Source organism: Streptomyces sp. NPDC028907, from assembly GCF_055564995.1.
Genome location: NZ_JBVHVE010000005.1, coordinates 131,896 through 146,827 on the forward strand (window position 1 = coordinate 131,896; position 14,932 = coordinate 146,827).

Genomic DNA, 14,932 nt, shown 5'->3' on the forward strand with positions numbered 1-14,932 from the left:
GGGAGCCAGCAATGGCGATCAAGCGGTGCAAGGCGTCGTTCGCGGCGTCGGTGGGCGGTCTGCCTCGCGTCATGCGGACCGGCACCCTCGTCAGCGAAGACGACCCCATCATCAAGGGCCGGGAGCACCTCTTCGAGGACGCCGAGACGCACGTACAGGAACGCGCCCGCGTTGAGGACACCTCGGCCGCGCCCGGCCGCCGGCGTTCGCTGTCGCGGCCTGCACGCAAGACGACAGCCGCCAAGCCGAAGCCTGCCAAGCGGACGACCGCCGAGCAGGCGCCCAAGGCGGACACCAAGCAGGAGACCGAGCAGGCCGGTTCGCAGGACGCGGACAAGCAGGAGGGGAACGCGTCATGAGGCAGAGCCTGTACAACACCGCTGTGGCGAAGCCGTCGATCGCCCCGGCCGTGTACGACGCGACCGTCACGGGCGCGGCGGTGGACCGGCTGGTGGATGGCGACGCCGCCCGGACGGCCATGATCGTCGTGCACGTCGGCACGGTTACTGACGGCACGCACACCATCGAGGTGCAGGACTCACCGAACAACTCGGACTGGACGGCGGTCGCCACGGAGTTCCTGCAAGGGGCGGAGCCCGCCATCACGACGGCCAACGATGAACGGGTCCACGAGATCGGCTACACCGGCCATCAGCGGTACCTGCGGGTCGTGTCCACGGTGTCGGGATCCCCGGTGACCGGCGGGGTGTACGGCGCGGTGGTCCTGCTGGGCTGGCCGCGGCACATGCCGCCCGTACGCGCCTGAGACGGGGCTGAGCCGTGATCGATCTCGGTGGCGCCGTACGCCTCGCCGCCAACTGCACCGACGCGGGTGGCACGCTCACAAACGCCGACTCGGTCACGCTCACCATCAGCCTGCCGGACGGCACTACCGCCAGTCCCGCCGTGACCAACCCCCCGGCCACGGTGGGCAAGTACACCGTCGACTACGTCACCGTGCAGGCCGGACGGCACGTGGTGCGCTGGCAGTTCACCGACCCGGCGTCGTCCTACACCGACATCTTCGATGTGCGGCCGGCCGACCCGGGGTTCATGTTCTCGCTGGCGGACGCGAAGGCACAGCTGAACATCCGGGACTCCGCGACGGACGACGCCGAGATCCGCGACTGGATGGCGGCCACCACGATGGTCGTTGAGCACTTCGTCGGACCAGTCGCGCCGCGCACAGTGACGGAGCGCCACACGTTCGGCGTTGCGACGGTGCGCGTGCTTAGGCAGACGCCCGCGCTCGCGCTTACCTCCCTGGTGCCCATCCTAACGAGCGGCACCTCCTACGACCCGGATGACCTCGACCTTGACGAGGACACCGGCGTCGTCCAGCGCAAGGACGGCGGAATGCTGACCGGACCCTTGCGCATCACCTACACCGTCGGCCGGACCGTGATCCGCGCGAACATCGCACAGGCGGGCCGGATCATCCTCCAGCACCTGTGGCGCACGCAGCGTCCGAGCCGCGGCGGCCTCGCCGGAGGCGGCGACGACTACTCAGTAACCGAGCCCATCCCCGGTCTCGGTTACGCCGTACCCAACCGGGCCCTGGAACTCCTGGAGCCCGACAGGCTGCCCCCAGGGAGTGCGTAAATGGGTTCGAGAGTCCCCGAGTTGATCGATGCGCTGGTGGCAGCGGCGAAGACGGACAGCGAACTGGAAGGTGTTCGGATCGCCGACGGGCCGGAAGTCACCGACGACGCCGCATCGGACTGGTTGATCGTCGGCTTTGACGGCGATCCCGAAGGGGACTTCGAGGCGGCACGTACCGTCGGCGGCTGGTCGGATCTGGGCACCGGCCGTGAGGAAACGTTCGAGGTCACGGTCGCCGCGATCAGCAACCGGGGCGCCACCGACGTGAAGGCCGCACGCGACCGCGTCTACGAGATCGCCGCGCGCCTGGAGGCGCTGTTGCGCGCGGACCCGAGTGTCGGCCTGCGGTCGCTGGAGGCCGCGATCGAAGGCACCCGGCTGCAACCGGATCAGACGGACCAGGGCGCGGTGGCCCGGCTGCTGCTGACAGTGGCCGGCCGCGCCTTCACCTAAGGAGAGACATGGCTGCACTGAGTACCACCGTGGTGCCGCTGACCGGCGCCGCCGTGACCTACACCGCGGCGGCGGGCGGCGGGGACACCTGCCAGGTCGGGGCCGGTGTGCTGCTGCTGGTCAAGAACGACGACGCCTCCAGCCACACCGTGACGCTCGCGACGCCGGGCACCGTCAACGGGCTGGCGATCGCCGACCGGGCAATCGCCGTCGCCGCTGGCACCGAGATGGCGATCCCCATCACGAACGACTACCGCGACCCGGCCACCGGGCGGGCAGCGATCTCCTACGACGATGTCACCTCCGTGACGGTGGCGGTCGTCCGGGTGCCCGTGTCATGAGCCGCGTGACGATGCGCCACCCCGACCTGCCGGACCAGCCGATCGTGGTGAACGAGGCATCGGTGCCGCACTACCAGGCATCGGGCTGGCAGCTGGACGACAGCCCGCAGACGAAGACCGAAACCGCGCCGACGCCCAAGCGGCGCCGACGGGCCCCGGAAGGGAACGAGAGCTGATGTCCACTCCGATCAATGCGTCGATCCGCTACTACCGGCGCGGCACCACGAAGGTGCTGTGGGTGCCGACGATCGCGAACAAGGCGGCGCCCTCTCGCGCCGAGCTGAACGCGGGCACGGCGCTGGAGGCCGAGACCGGCGCCATGTCGGGCTGGCAGACCACGTCCGGCACGGTGGCCACTCCTGCGCTCGGCTCGCGGTTCACGCCCGTGGTCGGGGGCGAGATCACCGCCGCTGACTCGTCGCTGACGTTCTGGGCATCCAAGGACGGCGACGACGTGCGCACGCTCCTGAACCGCGAAGACACCGGCTTCATCGTGTGGATGGACGAGGGCGACGTCGAGGCCCAGACCATGGACGTCTATCCGGTCACCGTGACCTCGCAGGCCAAGATCCGCGAACTGGACACCGCGGCTCAGATCATGGCGCAGTTCGCCATCACGTCCGAGCCGGCCGAGAACGTCACGATCCCGGCTGCCTGATGCCCCGCTCAGTCGAGATCCTCGGCACCGCGCAGCTGGGGCAGCTCAGCCGCCGACTGCGCTCCGCAGGGGGGCCACGGTTGCAGCGCAACCTGGCGCGACGAGTGCGAAGAGCAGCTGAACCTTTGCACCGGGATCTTCAGAAGGCGATCGTTTCCGTGCGGCTATCCAGCACCGGCCGCAAGTCGCGCGGCGGCCCCTCGCCGACCACGAGGCCGCTACGGAAGAACATCGCCGGCGCTGTACGGATCAGTGTCCGGCAGGCGGGCAGGGCGAGCGCCCGCGTGTGGCTGGACCGCTCCCGTCTACCGGCGGACATCACGATGGGCGTGGTCGCCCGCATCGACGAAGGCCGGCTCAGGCATCCGGTGTTCGGTAACCGGAAGCGGTGGGTGACGCAGACCGCCCGGCCCGCCGGTTGGTGGTCCCACACGGTGCAGACCGGCACCCCGCGCATGCAGGCCGAGGTGGAGCGGGTCCTGCGCGATGTCCGCCGGGACCTTGAGTAAGGAGAGCAACACGTGATCATCACCCACCTTCAGGACGACGGCACCGAGAAGTGGCTGTCCACCGACGACCTGTCGGCTCTTGAGGCGGCCGCGATCGAGGAGGCCATGGGGGACGTCCCCTGGCGGGTTATCGAGGCGCGGCTGCAGGCCCAGGACCCCACCGCGATGCGCGCGGTCGTGTGGGCGTTCCGCCGGCGCGACGACTCCGCCCTGAAGTTCGCCGAGTTCGACGTGCCTGGCTGGCGCCGTCGCCTCAAGGCGCGCATCACCCGCGCCGAGATCGACGAGGCCCTGACCCACCTCATGCGCGAGGCCCTCGCCAAGAGCGAGGACAGCATGATCGATGCCGTCACTCCGCATTTGCGGAAGCTGGCCCAGAACCCGGATGACGTCGACGCTGCTCTCGACGCCCTGGGAAAAGACCACTTGATGCGCCAGCCGAAGGCCTCCGAGGACTGATCACCGAGTACCGGTGGCTGCTCGCGCACTACCTGCACATCCGGCCCTGGGAGATCGGCCAGCTCACCCGCGAGGAACTGGAATCGGCCGTGACCTGGGTACGGCACCACGTCGCAACACGGTGAGGAGGTGACCGATGGCGGAGCGCCTCACCTTCACCCTCGCCGGACGGGACGAACTGACCCGGGTCATGAACGGCACCGCCGACTCGGCGGACCGGCTGCGGCTGCGCCTGGCCGGCATCACGGCCGACGCCGACGGCAACCTGCGCAACCTGCAAGGACAGTTCCTGTCCCTGGCCGACGCACAGCGCATCGTCGACGACCGGGCGTCCATCGTCCGGCGCAGCATGACCAATCTGTCCGACTCGGCCGACAAGCTCGGCGAGTCCCTCAAGGCCAACCTGATCAGCCTGCTGCCCGCCGCGATCCCGGCAGCCGCGGGCCTGGCGTCCTCGGCGGCCGCGGTCGCCGGACAGCTCGGCGCCGCCGGGGTCGCGGCCGGCGCCTACGCTCTCGCGCTCGGACCGCAGGTCGCCGCGCTCGGCGAGGCCGTCGACGCGCAGCAGAAGTACGACGAGGCCGTCGAGAAGTCCGGCGCCCACTCGCAGGAGGCCGTCAAGGCGCAGATCGAGTACGAGCGGCAGCTGGCCAAGCTGCCACCGGCGACGCGTGAAGCGGCGGTAGCGGTCGGCCTCCTCAAGGACAACTACAAGGACTTCTCGGACGCGCTGGCCGAAGACACCATGGCCCCGTTCACCAAGGGCGTCGCGGTCGCCAACGCACTGCTGCCCAAGACCACGGGCCTGGTCAAGGGCGCCAGCACGCAGTTCGACCGGCTGATCACCTTGGTTGGCGGTGCGATCAGCACGCCGGGGTTCGACGCGCTCACCGGGAAGTTCACCGACTTCACGAACAACACCCTCGACCGCGGCATCGACCGGCTGACCGTGTACCTGGCCAAGCTGCAATCCGGTGACTTCGACGGCGGCCAGTTGCAGCAGTGGTGGGACTACGCCCAGAGTGCGGGCCCGATCGTGTTCGACACGCTGGAGAACGTCGCCGAGGCGCTGCTCAACGTCCTCGAAGCCGGATCCGGTGTCGGCATCGGCATGCTCGAAGTCATCAACGTCCTGTCCGGCATCGTCTCCGCGGTGCCGCCGGAGGCCATCGCCACGGTCTTGCAGCTGGCGATTGCCATCAAGGCGGTGAACCTCGCCGCGGCCGGCGGTACTGTGGCGAGCGCCGCTGTGGCTGCGCTCGGTGTGCAGATCGGCGCCATGCGGGCCGCCGCGCAGGGCGCACCCGGCGTTCTCGCCGGAACGTCGGCGGCAATCGGAGCCCTGTCGAAGACCGCGAAGCTCGCCATCGCCGGGACCGGCATCGGGCTGCTGCTCATCGGCCTCGACGCGCTGTCGTCGGGCAGCCGGAAGCCGAAGCCGGACGTCGACAAACTGGCGGTGTCGCTGAAGGAGCTGGGGGACTCCGGCAAGGTCAGCGGTGAAGCCGCCCGCGTGTTCGGCAAAGACCTTGGCGGGCTGGCTGACAGCCTGCAGAAGGTCACCGACCCGCAGGGCGTCGACGCGGTGCAGCAGTGGATCGTGACCCTGGGAGGTCTGGGCGACTGGGACAGCACCCCGGTCAAGAACGCCAAGGAGGACATCGACGGGCTCGATCAGGCCCTGGCCTCGATGGTGTCTGGTGGCAATGCGGAGCTGGCGGCTGCCGCCCTGAACGAGACCATCAAGCAGCTTGAGGCGCAGGGCAAGGACACCAGCAAGCTCCGTGACCAGCTCAACGACTACAACGACGCGCTGGCCGGGCAGGCCCTGGAGAACAGGCTCGCCGCAGAGTCGATGGGCCTGTTCGGCGCGCAGGCGCAGAGGGTGCAGGAGGAACTCGACGCGCAGAAGGCGAGCGCCGACGGGCTGCGGCAGGCGATCCAGGCGCTCAACGACGTGAACCGGCAAGGGCTGTCGGGCATGATCGGGTTCGAGGCTGCCCTCGACGCAGCGACCAAGGCGGCCGTCGAGAACGCGGGCGTGCTCGACATGCAGGGCGGCAAGCTCGTCCTCAACACGGAGAAGCAGCGCGCGGCGGCGACTTCCCTCAACGATCTCGCCGCGAAGACCGACGAGGCGGCCGGCGCGGCCCGCGAGTCGGGCGCGTCGTGGGAGACGGTCTCCGGCATCTACGAGCGTGGCCGTCAGCAGCTGATCAAGAACGCCATGCAGATGGGTCTGACCCGTCAGGAGGCCAAGGCGCTGGCTGACCAGATCCTCAAGACGCCCGACAAGACGGCCAGACTGAAGGGCAACCTTGATGATCTCAAGGCCAAGCTGGCCGAAGCCAAGGAACGGCTGCGGCGAGCGCCGAGCGAGAAGAGGGCGCACATCCGCGGTGAGATCGAAGACCTGAAGCGGAAGATCCGCCAAGCCAGGAACGAACTGGCCACGGTCAAAAGCAAGACGGTCACCATCACGGCGCACTACCGCAGCGACGGCGCCAGTTTCCTCGGTGCGTCCGGCCGCTACGCCACCGGCGGCCTGGTCGGCTATCCCGGGGGCGGGCTCATCGGGGGTGAGGGAACCGATACGTCCGACTCGAACCTGATCCTGGCGTCCCGCAACGAGTACATCGTCCGGGCCGCCGCCGTGCGCGAGTACGGCGTCGACTTCATGGACGCCATCAACAGCATGACTCTGCCCACGGGGCGGGGGGCGCCCAGGGCAGGACTGCCGGCCGCACCGGCGGCCACGAAGGTGACCGCATCCAGCGGGCACGCGGGGGTGACGTACAACGTGTACCCGCGCAAGTCGGTGATCAGTGTGGAGGACCTGCGGCTGCTTCAGCGGCAGGAGGAGGCGCGGCAGCGCGTGGGGAGGCCCCGATAGATGCCCCTGATCACAGCGCCAGCCGTTGTCACTCCGGAGCCGGAGACCCCACCGCCAGTCGATCTGCCGGAGGTCGGCTACGCCTCGGTCACGTACATCGATCCGGCGGGTACTCGCTGGCCGATGACCGACCTGGCCGCCGACTGGTACACCCTGGCTGAGGGCGTGTCCGGGCTGGGGGCGGCACCGTATGCGCTGACGTCGGATCCGCATCCGCGTGGGGGTGCCCGGTTGCGGCATGTGCAGCCGCAGCCGCGCACCATCGTGTGGCCGGTGCTGGTGAAGGGCGCCGACCACATGGCGTTCACGGCGAACTGGCGGGCTCTGGGCAAGGCCTTCACCCGCACCTTGCGCGATGGCCCGGGCACGCTTGAGGTGGCGCGTCCGGACGGCACCCGGCGCACGATCGCCGTCCACTACCAGGACGGGTGGGACGGGCGGGGGCAGGTCGCGACCGGCATCACCTGGGACTCGGCCGTGGCCACGCTGTGGTGCGAGGACCCGTACTGGGTGGATACAGCGTCGGTGATGGTGCACCGCGAGCAGGGAGTTGGCGAGGACTTCCTGGAGCCGTACCCGTCGGTGTCCTCCTCGCAGGTCCTGGGCGCCACGGTGGTGACCAACCCCGGCGATGTGATGGTGTGGCCGACCTGGACGATCACTGGCCCGGCGAGCTTGGTGACCTTCACCCGCACCGACACGAATGAGTCCTTCGTGCTGGATCCCGACGCCGCGGCGATCGGACACGGCAGCCTCCTCGCCGGTGAGCAGGTCACCGTCCGCACCGATCCCGTGCAGGTCCGCTTCGAGAACGGCGACAACTGGGTCGGCGCCCTGAACTGGCCGGCCGCCACCCTGTGGGGCCTTGATCCCGGGGACAACCCCGTCACCTTCCAGCTCGACGGCGCAGGCACCGGCTCGGCCGTGGACTTGACGTTCAATCCCCGCTACGAGACCGCTTGACCGCGGCCAAGGAGGTGGACTGTTGGCGATCCAGCTCCTCGTCACGGACGAGAACCTCGCCGTGCAGGGCGACCCGCTCGCCGACTGGACGAATCTGGACGCCACGCTGCGCTTCAACGAGCCCGCCTCCGGCTCGGTGGATCTGGTCGCGCACCCCTATGTGATGGCCCAGCTGCAGCCCGGTAACCGGCTCATGGTCGTCCGGGACGGCGACATCTGGATGGCCGGCCCGCTGGAGATCCCGACCGACTTTGCGTGGGGCATCGGCCAGGGCGGCGAGGCACCCCCGGGCAAGGTCACCGTCAACTTCGCCGACGACCTCGCCCGTCCGGCCGGATATCTGACGTGGCCCGATCCGGCGTCCGCCTGGTCGGCGCAGCCGGACACCGCCCGGCAGATCCTCGCCGCGAACGCCGAGGTCATCATCCGGACTCTGGTGGACGAGAACTGCGGGCCCGGCGCCCTGGCCGCGCGGCAGATCCCGAACTTCGCTCTCGCCGCTCTCGCCGGGGTGGGAACGACGACGAGCGTGAACACGCGCTTCGAGGGACTGCTCACGACCTGCCGCAGGGTGGCGATCGACGGCGGTGGGCTGGGCTTTCGCACCCGGCAGACGGCCACTCAGATCGAGTTCGAGGTGTACGCGCCGGCGGACCTCACCGCGACGGCCCGCTTCTCCGAGGGCCTCGGCAACCTTCGCGCGGTCACTTTCAAGCGGTCGGCGCCGACGGTGACGCACGCGCTCGTCACCGGCTCCGACCAGGCCACCCCGCGCGCCTACGTCGAGGTCGCCGATGCTGCGGCGGCCACCGCCTGGTGGCGGGTGGAGCAGCTCGTCAACGGCACCGCCGACAACGACACCAACGGCGAGCTCACGCAGGACGGCACCGAGGCCCTCGCCGGCGGCGCGGAACCGGTGGAACTCGCCACGGTCACCGTCGACACCGAAGACCTCAAGGCCGGCCGCGACTACAGCCTCGGCGACAAGGTCACCGTCGTCCTGCCGACCGGCCTGGAGGTGGCCGACCTGGTGCGGTCCATCCATTTGCAGGCCACCCCGGACAGCGGCGAGTACGTCACATCACTGGTCGGCTCGCCCGAGGCAACGAGTGATCCGCAGATGGTGCGGCTGATACGAGAGCTCGGCCGACGGCTGGGCCGACTGGAAGCGAGGTAGAGATGGCACAGGGGTCCTGGCCGTCCCCGGCACACAACAGCCGCAACGTCACGGACGCGGAGTACGAGCGGATCGCCCAGCGTTTCAGCGACGACGGCGTCTACGGATCGCCGTCGAGCGCAGCGGTGGTCACCGCGGGCGCGGGGCTGTCGGTGGACGTGCGCGCGGACGTGTATGCGTCGCTGCGCGGCCACGCCTGGACGTCCGGCACGACCGCGGTGAACCTCGCGGTCAGCGCCAACGCGTCCGGCTCGACACGGATCGACCGGGTGGTGCTGCGCCTGGACCGCTCGGACTGGTCGGTAAGCGCGGTGGTCCGCGAGGGAACCCCGGGGGCGGGCGCCCCGGCTCTGGTGCAGGACGACGGCGACTCGGGTGTGTATGAGATTCCCCTCGCCCAGGTCAGCATCCTGTCCGGGGCCCTGTCGGTCACCGTGACCCGGGAGGAGCTGTACGTCGGGGGCCGTATCCGTCCGGCGTTGTCCACTCAGCGCAACCCGATGCCGGTCATCGGCGAGATGGTCCACGAGACGGACACCGGGCGCCTGCGGGTCTGGTCCGGTACCTCCTGGGGGCTGGTCTACAGCGCCTCGGACCAGATCATCGTCAACTCGCCGCTGGCCGCCTGGTCCAGCGGCGGTGACTCGGTCCTGCAACAGCGCTCCGGCAGCGTGCACCTGCGCACCGGCACGTTCACCCGCACCGGGGGGTCGCTGTCCGGCGCCACGGAGAGCCGGCTGCCGATTCTCATCCCCGCGGACTACCGGCACCCCAACCGCGACCAGTACCTGGCCGTCTACATCTCCGGGCTGAACATCGGCCGCATCGCGATCTACCCGAAGAACCATGTCCGGGCCGGTCAGGTCTGGCTGATTCAGCACCCGACCATGGCCAACGGCGACGGCGTAGGCGCCACGAGCATCAGCTGGGCGGTGGACTGACATGGCACGCAGCACGTTCGGCGCGGGCGTCGCCGACTTCATCGTGCAGCCGTCCGACGGCCTGTGGGGCGTCGCCCCCCTGGCCACGGTCACTTTCTGGGACGAGGCCGACGCAGGCACCCAGTACACCGACCTGCTCGACGCCGGCGGCGTGCCCGTCACCGAGGTGACCGCCGACGAGTACGGACAGATCCCCGAATTCCAGGGCCCGGACTCCGTGACCGGGATGTGGGCGGATGCCGGAGGCACCAGCCGTGCGTGGATCGAGGCCCGCAGTACCGGCAGTGAGTCCGCCCTCGCCGGGTCGGTGAGGGACTGGCTGAACGTCAAGGACTTCGGCGCCAGCGGCGACAACGCCACCGACGACACCGCGGCGATCCAGGCCGCGCTCGCCGCGTGCCCGATGGGCGGCATCGTCTACCTGCCCGCCGGCGCCTACCGCACCTCGGCACCCCTGACGATCCCGCCCGCCGTGACGCTGATGGGCACGCACACCAACCTCATGACTGTGGTCGACCTCGTCGATCCGCCCTGCTACATCAAGCCGCTGGCCTCGTTCGTGGGGGACGCGGTCATCAAGTTCCTCGACGCTGCGACGGGCGGCTACTCGACGATTTCCGCCGAGCACCGGATCCTGAACATCATGATCGACGGGTCGGACTACACCGACCCGGGCATGGACGGGATCCGGGCCGCCGGCAACATTCAGAACGTCGGCCTGCGAGACGTCACGATCCGCCGGGTCACCGGCGCGGGCATCAACACCGCGGAGAACGCCGGGTTCTTCCCCTACAGCTGGCGCCTGCACCGCGTGATGATCGACAACTGCGGCTGGCACGGCTTCGCCGTGCAGGTGATGACCGACATCACCATGGTCGACTGCCAGGCCATCGGCAACGGCGCCAACGGCTTCGAGATCAACAACGCCGCGAACTCCCAGATGATCGGCTGCCGCGCCGAGTGGAACGACAACAACGGCATCCACATCACCGGGGACTGGGCCACCGGCACCGGCTCCGGCGGCATGCTCCTCGGCGACTGCTCGACGGACCGCAACGGCTTCAACGGTGTTCTCGTCGATGCGACCGGGAACCCGCCGATCCAGATCGAGAACCTCCACACCCGCCGCGACGGCCGCAACAACGGCGCGGGCGGAGGCGGATACGCCGGCCTCAAATGCGACGCCGCCACCGTGCCCGTCCTGGTCGGCAACGTCACCTGCTATCCCGGCGTCGACGACGACGGCACCCAGACCAACTCCCCGCAGTACGGCGTGCGCGTGGAGGACTGCACCTACGTGTCCGTCGCCTCCGGCTTCCTGCACGCGGCCACCGCAGGATGGTCCGATGGCGGCGGCAACACCATCCTGCGCCGCGGCCCCAACATCGGAGAGCGCACCGGCACCACCGCCGCCCCCGTCGACGCCTTCGCCCAGCCGTGGGGAGCAGCGGGCAACGCGACCTTCTCCGGGTACACCGTCACCGACGCCGGCCAGTCCAACGGCCAGTGGCAGATCTTCGGCAACACCGCCAACGCCCTCAACCTCGGCAGCGCCGGCGGTGGCGTCGCCATCGCTGAAGGGGCCAACGCCCGCATGGGGCGTCGCGACGTTGACGGCCGGGACCGTCGTAGTGGCCAACACCTCGGTCACCGCCACCAGCCGTATCGTCCTCACCCGCCAGGCCCCCGGCGGCACCCTGGGCCACCTGTCCTACACCCGCAACGCGGGGGTCGGCTTCACCATCAACAGCTCCGACGCGGGCGACACCTCCACTGTGGAATACGTGATCTTCGAACCCGCGTAACGTCCCTGCCCCGCGCCGCCCGGCCGGGGCCTTCGCATGTCTGGAGGTCGCCATGGCCGCACCACCCACGGCAGCGACGCTCACCGCGCTTCTGTCCGCCGAAGGCGTGGACTTCCCCCTGTGGCTGTGGGCCATTCCCGCGGGCTCGTTCGCGGTCCTCGAAGGCCTCTCTATCGCCAACAAGCGCAAGGGCGACACCGCCTCCGAGCTGCTGCGCCGCGTAGCCGGGATCAAGCCCGCCCGGCCGTGGCGCCCGGTCGGCGTCGCCGTCATCGCCGGGTTCTGTGCCTGGCTCGCCAACCACCTGATCGCGGGCTGACCAGCCCACAAGAGAGGAGCCTTCATGGCGACCGTACGAGCGAAGTTCACGTGTCGCAGCGTCGAGCAGTCCACTCCCGAGCCGGTCGAGGTGATGCGCTACGGCAGCGGTGAGCCGGAGCCCACCGGCGAGAAGACATGGCCACGTACCTTCCGGTTCAACGCCGTGTACGACACGACGGTCCCCGAGGACCAGCGGTACGCCAAGTACACGCCGTCCGGTGAGCTGAAGATCCAGGTGGACAACCCGGCCGTTTCCTTCGAGCCCGGCAAGCAGTACTACCTCGACTTCACACCGGTCGACTGATGGCCCGCCACGACCCCACCGAGCTCGCCAAGACCGCGTACGCCGCGTACGGCGACGCGACCGGCCGCACGAACTACCGGGGTGAGCCGATGCCCAACTGGGATGACCTCGGCTACGCGATCCAGCAAGCGTGGACGGCTGCCGCGACCGCCGTCTTCAAGGCCATCACGAGCTCGCCGCGAACGGAGGACTGACGTGGCCACACCGATGACGCCGGCGGAGCTTGTCGCCATCCTGCGTGCCGAGGGTCTCACCGTCGTTGAAGTCGGCGACTGGGAGCACCACAACCGCAACAGCAGGGGCCCGTGGGGCCCGGTCCACGGCGTGATGATCCACCACACGGTGACCCGCGGCCACGAGTACACGGTGGACCTGTGCCGCCGGGGGTACGAGGGTCTGCCCGGCCCGCTGTGCCACGGAGTGATCTGCAAGCAGGGCCACGTTCACCTCGTCGGCCACGGCCGCGCCAACCACGCCGGCCTCGGCGACGACGACGTGCTGCGCGCCGTCATCGACGAGAAGACGCTGCCCCCGGACAACGAGGCCAACACCGACGGCAACCGGCACTTCTACGGCTTCGAGTGCGAGAACCTCGGCGACGGCCGCGACCCGTGGCCTGAGGCGCAGTTGGAGGCGATCGAGCGGGTGTCGGCAGCCATCTGCCACCACCACGGCTGGTCCGAACGCTCCGTGATCGGCCACCTGGAATGGCAGCCCGGCAAGACCGACCCGCGCGGCTTCACGATGGCATCGATGCGCAGCCGGGTCGCCATCCGCCTCACCACGACCCAGCAGGAGCAGGAGGACGACATGCCCAGCGCACAGGAGATCGCCGACGCCGTCTGGCGACGCCGCATCTCCAACCAGTTCCGCCTGGACGGCGAAGGCAACCCGCGGCAGATCGCGGCGGAGGACTACCTCGAACACGGGGACGCGCACTACGACACCCTCAGAGCTCAACTGGACGCGCTGACCCGAGCCGTCGCCGACCTCACGGCCCTGGTGAAGGGAGCCCAGAGGTGAAGGTATCCCGCTACGCCAAGGCGGTCGTCGCCGCAGTCATGGCCGGCGCCGGATCCCTCGGGACCGCGATGCAGGACGGCGTCGTCACCCAGGCAGAGGGCGTCACCGCAGCGCTGCTCACGCTCGGCGCTCTCGGGGTCGTCTGGAAGGTGCCGAACCGGCAGGAGCCGAAGGACTCGGCGTGACGACCGTCCCGGACCCCCAGACCAATGTGGCGGTCGAACTCGCGCAGCTACGAGGGGAGCTGAACACGGGGCTGGAGAGCATCAAGGGCACCCTGAACATCCTTGTCGAGAGAACCACCCGGACCGATGCCGACCTCCGCCAGCTGAAGGCCGACATGGAAAAGGAGCTCGACGAGCTCCGCACCGAGGTCAACGAGCTGAAGAAGGGCCGCTGGCCCCTCGCGCAGATCGGAGCCCTCGCCACCGTGGCGGGTGTCGTCGCTGCGGTGATCGCACTGTTCCTCAACTGATCCGGTCCGCCTTCTTCAGACGCCGACAGGTCCACTACTGATCCCCCGCCGCCTTCGGGTGGCGGGGGGTCTTTCGGCATGCCTGGACACGCCGGCCTCGCTAGTTCCATACCTCAGAGCCTGCGCCGCGCCACTCGATGAGGTCTGAGGTGGCCACATCCACCTGGTCCCAGTCCTCCAGTCCGGCGCGGCGGAGGAACTCGGTGACATCCCGAGGGCTGAAGGCCCGGCCGAAGATCTCGCCGTCGATCCGCACGCGGCGGCCGCCGTCCTCGTCGGGCGGATACACGATCACGGGTCGTGGCGCGGGCATGGCCCCAGGATCACCCGAACCGGTCGGACCCGCATCCGCGAGGCCGTCGCAGACAGATGGCATCCGGGGTATTGCCGACTCCGGTCAGAGTGGCGCATTGTGGTCGTCCCATCGCCTCACCGGTGCCCCCCTCACGGGACCGGCATCTCCCGGGGGCGGTGGGCTGCCCCTGCTGGCTCCCGAGCAGCAGGGGCTCAACCTTGCTCAGGCCCGGCGCGCAGCCCCGTCCGGCCAGACGACATCGACAGGCAGACCGGCCTCACGCGCTTCCAGGACGGTGTCGGCCGTACCGCCGCCCTTGGGGCTTGGGGGCGAGCCGTTCCACACTGCGACCAGCCGCTCAGCGCGCTTCAGCAGCGTCCCGTTGGCGTCCTCGTAGGCCGACCTGTTCGCCGTCTCGTGGTCCAGGACCACGACTTCGGCCGCGGCAGCCAAGAGCCGGTCGAAGGTCTCTACGTGGTCGGGCTTCACCTTGGCCTGCCGGTAGTCCTTCGACGGGAGTACGACGACGAGCCGGCCGCCCAGTTCCAGCACGGCTTCGGCGAAGAGGGAGTCAGATCCCTTCGCGATGCACGAGACACCGGTCAGGTCGTCGGCGTACGGCCTCAGCATCTCCCGCAGGGCGTCGCGGACAAGGGGGACGCTGTCCTCCGTCAGGTCCATGTGCCCGGTGACGGCGATCGTGGTCACTGCGC

At 69.6% G+C, this 14,932-nt stretch carries 21 protein-coding genes and 1 pseudogene; 20 read left to right on the forward strand and 2 right to left on the reverse strand.

Annotated elements, in window-relative coordinates:
- Positions 1–11 precede the first annotated feature (11 nt).
- The 20 genes and pseudogenes from ACZ4UU_RS16525 (at position 12) to ACZ4UU_RS16620 (ending at position 13,924) form a co-directional block, all read left to right on the forward strand.
- On the forward strand, positions 12–359 hold the full coding sequence (locus ACZ4UU_RS16525; protein WP_468040443.1) for a hypothetical protein: 348 nt from the start codon (positions 12–14) through the stop codon (positions 357–359).
- Positions 356–766 carry a hypothetical protein gene (locus ACZ4UU_RS16530; protein ID WP_468040444.1) on the forward strand — a complete coding sequence of 137 codons (411 nt, stop codon included), beginning with the start codon at positions 356–358 and terminating at the stop codon, positions 764–766. The genes ACZ4UU_RS16525 and ACZ4UU_RS16530 overlap by 4 nt, the downstream gene beginning before the upstream one ends.
- Positions 767–780: 14 nt before the next feature.
- Positions 781–1,602: a hypothetical protein gene (locus ACZ4UU_RS16535; protein WP_468040446.1), complete on the forward strand. Its 822-nt coding sequence runs from the start codon at positions 781–783 to the stop codon at positions 1,600–1,602.
- 21 nt (positions 1,603–1,623) lie between these two features.
- Positions 1,624–2,055 (forward strand): hypothetical protein, encoded by a 432-nt coding sequence (locus ACZ4UU_RS16540; RefSeq protein ID WP_468040447.1) that lies wholly within the window; start codon positions 1,624–1,626, stop codon positions 2,053–2,055.
- A gap of 8 nt (positions 2,056–2,063) precedes the next feature.
- Positions 2,064–2,396 (forward strand): hypothetical protein, encoded by a 333-nt coding sequence (locus ACZ4UU_RS16545; protein WP_468040449.1) that lies wholly within the window; start codon positions 2,064–2,066, stop codon positions 2,394–2,396.
- Positions 2,393–2,572: a hypothetical protein gene (locus ACZ4UU_RS16550; RefSeq protein ID WP_468040450.1), complete on the forward strand. Its 180-nt coding sequence runs from the start codon at positions 2,393–2,395 to the stop codon at positions 2,570–2,572. Before ACZ4UU_RS16545 ends, ACZ4UU_RS16550 begins: the two co-directional genes overlap by 4 nt.
- Positions 2,572–3,054: a phage tail tube protein gene (locus ACZ4UU_RS16555; protein WP_468040452.1), complete on the forward strand. Its 483-nt coding sequence runs from the start codon at positions 2,572–2,574 to the stop codon at positions 3,052–3,054. Before ACZ4UU_RS16550 ends, ACZ4UU_RS16555 begins: the two co-directional genes overlap by 1 nt.
- A 158-nt stretch (positions 3,055–3,212) precedes the next feature.
- Positions 3,213–3,563 (forward strand): hypothetical protein, encoded by a 351-nt coding sequence (locus ACZ4UU_RS16560; protein ID WP_468040454.1) that lies wholly within the window; start codon positions 3,213–3,215, stop codon positions 3,561–3,563.
- A 12-nt stretch (positions 3,564–3,575) separates the two neighbouring features.
- On the forward strand, positions 3,576–4,022 hold the full coding sequence (locus ACZ4UU_RS16565; RefSeq protein WP_468040455.1) for a hypothetical protein: 447 nt from the start codon (positions 3,576–3,578) through the stop codon (positions 4,020–4,022).
- Between the two features lie 136 nt (positions 4,023–4,158).
- Complete coding sequence (locus tag ACZ4UU_RS16570; RefSeq protein WP_468040457.1) at positions 4,159–6,915, forward strand: hypothetical protein; 2,757 nt, start codon at positions 4,159–4,161, stop codon at positions 6,913–6,915.
- A complete protein-coding gene (locus ACZ4UU_RS16575; protein ID WP_468040459.1) occupies positions 6,916–7,878 on the forward strand; it encodes a phage tail family protein in 963 nt (320 codons plus the stop codon). It begins immediately after the preceding gene.
- Between the two features lie 22 nt (positions 7,879–7,900).
- The gene (locus ACZ4UU_RS16580; protein ID WP_468040461.1) at positions 7,901–9,055 is read left to right on the forward strand and encodes a siphovirus ReqiPepy6 Gp37-like family protein; all 1,155 of its coding nucleotides are present in this window, start codon (positions 7,901–7,903) and stop codon (positions 9,053–9,055) included.
- A 2-nt stretch (positions 9,056–9,057) separates the two neighbouring features.
- Positions 9,058–9,996: a hypothetical protein gene (locus ACZ4UU_RS16585; protein WP_468040463.1), complete on the forward strand. Its 939-nt coding sequence runs from the start codon at positions 9,058–9,060 to the stop codon at positions 9,994–9,996.
- Between the two features lie 226 nt (positions 9,997–10,222).
- Positions 10,223–11,047 (forward strand): annotated as a pseudogene (locus ACZ4UU_RS16590) (glycosyl hydrolase family 28-related protein); the annotation flags it as partial.
- A gap of 295 nt (positions 11,048–11,342) precedes the next feature.
- Entirely contained in the window at positions 11,343–11,801 is a 459-nt protein-coding gene (locus ACZ4UU_RS16595) for a hypothetical protein (RefSeq protein ID WP_468041112.1), read from the forward strand.
- 343 nt (positions 11,802–12,144) lie between these two features.
- Positions 12,145–12,426, forward strand: coding sequence for a hypothetical protein (locus ACZ4UU_RS16600; RefSeq protein WP_468040464.1), 282 nt, complete (start codon positions 12,145–12,147; stop codon positions 12,424–12,426).
- Positions 12,426–12,620, forward strand: a complete 195-nt coding sequence (locus ACZ4UU_RS16605; RefSeq protein WP_468040466.1) for a hypothetical protein — start codon at positions 12,426–12,428, stop codon at positions 12,618–12,620. Before ACZ4UU_RS16600 ends, ACZ4UU_RS16605 begins: the two co-directional genes overlap by 1 nt.
- A gap of 1 nt (position 12,621) precedes the next feature.
- Positions 12,622–13,449: an N-acetylmuramoyl-L-alanine amidase gene (locus ACZ4UU_RS16610; RefSeq protein WP_468040468.1), complete on the forward strand. Its 828-nt coding sequence runs from the start codon at positions 12,622–12,624 to the stop codon at positions 13,447–13,449.
- Complete coding sequence (locus ACZ4UU_RS16615; RefSeq protein ID WP_468040470.1) at positions 13,446–13,634, forward strand: hypothetical protein; 189 nt, start codon at positions 13,446–13,448, stop codon at positions 13,632–13,634. The genes ACZ4UU_RS16610 and ACZ4UU_RS16615 overlap by 4 nt, the downstream gene beginning before the upstream one ends.
- On the forward strand, positions 13,631–13,924 hold the full coding sequence (locus ACZ4UU_RS16620) for a hypothetical protein (protein ID WP_468040472.1): 294 nt from the start codon (positions 13,631–13,633) through the stop codon (positions 13,922–13,924). Before ACZ4UU_RS16615 ends, ACZ4UU_RS16620 begins: the two co-directional genes overlap by 4 nt.
- A gap of 100 nt (positions 13,925–14,024) precedes the next feature.
- On the opposite strand, the gene ACZ4UU_RS16625 is transcribed toward ACZ4UU_RS16620, so the two are convergent.
- Positions 14,025–14,237 carry a hypothetical protein gene (locus ACZ4UU_RS16625; RefSeq protein ID WP_468040474.1) on the reverse strand — a complete coding sequence of 71 codons (213 nt, stop codon included), beginning with the start codon at positions 14,235–14,237 and terminating at the stop codon, positions 14,025–14,027.
- Positions 14,238–14,441: 204 nt separating this feature from the next.
- Positions 14,442–14,927 carry a hypothetical protein gene (locus ACZ4UU_RS16630; RefSeq protein ID WP_468040475.1) on the reverse strand — a complete coding sequence of 162 codons (486 nt, stop codon included), beginning with the start codon at positions 14,925–14,927 and terminating at the stop codon, positions 14,442–14,444.
- Positions 14,928–14,932 lie beyond the last annotated feature (5 nt).

Coding starts and splice junctions, on each gene's coding strand:
- ACZ4UU_RS16595 (WP_468041112.1), top strand. CDS start 11,343: ATGGCGGCGGCAACACCATCCTGCGCCGCGGCCCCAACATCGGAGAGC.
- ACZ4UU_RS16625 (WP_468040474.1), bottom strand. CDS start 14,237: ATGCCCGCGCCACGACCCGTGATCGTGTATCCGCCCGACGAGGACGGC.
- ACZ4UU_RS16575 (WP_468040459.1), top strand. CDS start 6,916: ATGCCCCTGATCACAGCGCCAGCCGTTGTCACTCCGGAGCCGGAGACC.
- ACZ4UU_RS16530 (WP_468040444.1), top strand. CDS start 356: ATGAGGCAGAGCCTGTACAACACCGCTGTGGCGAAGCCGTCGATCGCC.
- ACZ4UU_RS16545 (WP_468040449.1), top strand. CDS start 2,064: ATGGCTGCACTGAGTACCACCGTGGTGCCGCTGACCGGCGCCGCCGTG.
- ACZ4UU_RS16570 (WP_468040457.1), top strand. CDS start 4,159: ATGGCGGAGCGCCTCACCTTCACCCTCGCCGGACGGGACGAACTGACC.
- ACZ4UU_RS16555 (WP_468040452.1), top strand. CDS start 2,572: ATGTCCACTCCGATCAATGCGTCGATCCGCTACTACCGGCGCGGCACC.
- ACZ4UU_RS16605 (WP_468040466.1), top strand. CDS start 12,426: ATGGCCCGCCACGACCCCACCGAGCTCGCCAAGACCGCGTACGCCGCG.
- ACZ4UU_RS16525 (WP_468040443.1), top strand. CDS start 12: ATGGCGATCAAGCGGTGCAAGGCGTCGTTCGCGGCGTCGGTGGGCGGT.
- ACZ4UU_RS16600 (WP_468040464.1), top strand. CDS start 12,145: ATGGCGACCGTACGAGCGAAGTTCACGTGTCGCAGCGTCGAGCAGTCC.
- ACZ4UU_RS16550 (WP_468040450.1), top strand. CDS start 2,393: ATGAGCCGCGTGACGATGCGCCACCCCGACCTGCCGGACCAGCCGATC.
- ACZ4UU_RS16585 (WP_468040463.1), top strand. CDS start 9,058: ATGGCACAGGGGTCCTGGCCGTCCCCGGCACACAACAGCCGCAACGTC.